Source organism: Actinosynnema sp. NPDC023658 (assembly GCF_040639995.1).
GTDB lineage: Bacteria > Actinomycetota > Actinomycetes > Mycobacteriales > Pseudonocardiaceae > Actinosynnema.
Genome location: NZ_JBFAAX010001147.1, coordinates 1 through 1,654, shown reverse-complemented (window position 1 = coordinate 1,654; position 1,654 = coordinate 1). Strand labels below are relative to the sequence as shown.

Here is a 1,654-nt window from a genome sequence, read left to right as displayed (position 1 = left end):
CCCCGCGAACGAGGCGTCCTGGCAGGACCTGGAGGCGGTCTTCGGCGTCTCCGACGCGGGCCGGTGCCGGTGTCAGCGGTTCAAGGTCGCGGGGTGGATCTGGCGGGACTCCACGCAGGAGGAACGGACCGCGATGCTGCGCGAGCAGACCGCGTGCGACGAGCCGGACGCCACCGCCACCAGCGGCCTGGTGGCCTACGTGGACGGCGAGCCGGCGGGGTGGGTCGCGGTCGAGCCGCGGACCGCGTACCCGAAGCTGCGCGGTTCCCGCATCCCGTGGAGCGGGCGGGCCGAGGACAAGGACGACGACGGCGTCTGGGCCGTGACGTGCTTCGTGGTGCGCAAGGGTCACCGGGGGCGCGGCCTCACCTACCACCTCGCGCGGGCCGCGGTCGACTTCGCCCGCCAGTGCGGCGCGAGGGCGCTGGAGGCCTACCCGATGGTCGCCGCGCCCGGCAAGGTGGTCACCTGGGGCGAGATGCACGTCGGAGCGCACCAGGTCTTCGAGGACGCCGGCTTCGTCGAGGTCGCTCGCCCCACCGTCCGGCGGCGGGTCGTGCTGGTCGACTTCGACGGTCCCCGCGGTGACGGTCCGGGTGGGACGCCGTGACCACCTGCCGGACCTGCGGAGAACGCGGGTAAACGGCAAGTCAAGAGAAGTAAGGCGCCGGCCACCGGTGTGAAACTCCCTGTACCTCGCACCGAGCGGAAGACAGGGTGGCCATGACCAACTCCACGGTACTCCTGCTTTTTCCCATCACCGTGGCCATCATCATGCTCGGCCTCGGTCTCACGTTGACCATGGAGGACTTCCGGCGGGTGGTGAAGTACCCCCGGGCGATGGTCGTGTGCCTGGTCTGCCAGATGCTGGTGTTACCCGCCATTTGCCTGGGCTTGGTGATCGTGTTCGGCCTGCGGCCGGAGCTGGCGATCGGCATGATGCTGCTCGCCGCCTCACCGGGCGGCAGCACGGCCAGCCTCTACAGCCACCTGTTCAAGGGCGACGTGGCGCTCAACATCTCGTTGACGGCGGTCAACTCGGTGCTGGCGATGTTCACCCTGCCGCTGATCGTCAACCTGTCGGTGGCGGGCTTCCTCGGTGCGGACAGCTCGATCGGCCTGCAGTTCGACAAGGTCGTCCAGGTGTTCTCGATCGTGCTGATCCCGATCGCCGTCGGCATGGCCCTGCGCGCCCGGTTCACCGCCTTCGCCGTCCGGATGGAACGCCCGGTCAAGATCCTGTCGGTGATCGTCCTGGTCATGATGATCGCCAGCGTGATCAGCGGCCTCGGCGCGGAGGTGTTCGACATCCTCGGTGACATCATCCTGGTGGTCGTGGCGTTCAACCTGTTCGGCATGGCGGTCGGGTACTTCGGTCCGCGCCTGCTGCGGGTCGGCCCGCGCGAGTCGATCGCGTCGGCGTTCGAGATCGGCCTGCACAACGCGCCGCTGTCGATCGCCATCGCGATGAGCCCGTCGCTGCTCAACAGCACCGAGATGGCGATGCCCTCGGTGACCTACGGCTTCGTCATGTTCTTCACCTCGTTGGTCTTCGGCCTCGTCGTGGCACGTCGCGTGCAGACCCGGACCACCGACCGGGCGGTGACGCCGGTCCGGAGGTGACCCGGCGCCGCCCGCACGACCCGGGCACCGC

At 69.2% G+C, this 1,654-nt stretch carries 2 protein-coding genes; both read left to right on the top strand.

Annotation, left to right across the window (positions count from 1 at the left end):
• The coding region (locus AB0G02_RS39010) for a GNAT family N-acetyltransferase (protein WP_360805185.1) at positions 1 to 610 on the top strand (610 nt) is incomplete at its 5' end.
• 113 nt (positions 611 to 723) lie between these two features.
• Positions 724 to 1,623 (top strand): bile acid:sodium symporter family protein, encoded by a 900-nt coding sequence (locus AB0G02_RS39005; RefSeq protein WP_360805182.1) that lies wholly within the window; start codon positions 724 to 726, stop codon positions 1,621 to 1,623.
• Positions 1,624 to 1,654: the final 31 nt, after the last annotated feature.

What these genes read in the sequence shown, in the direction of transcription:
- AB0G02_RS39005 (WP_360805182.1), top strand. Translation starts at nt 724, where the DNA reads ATGACCAACTCCACGGTACTCCTGCTTTTTCCCATCACCGTGGCCATC.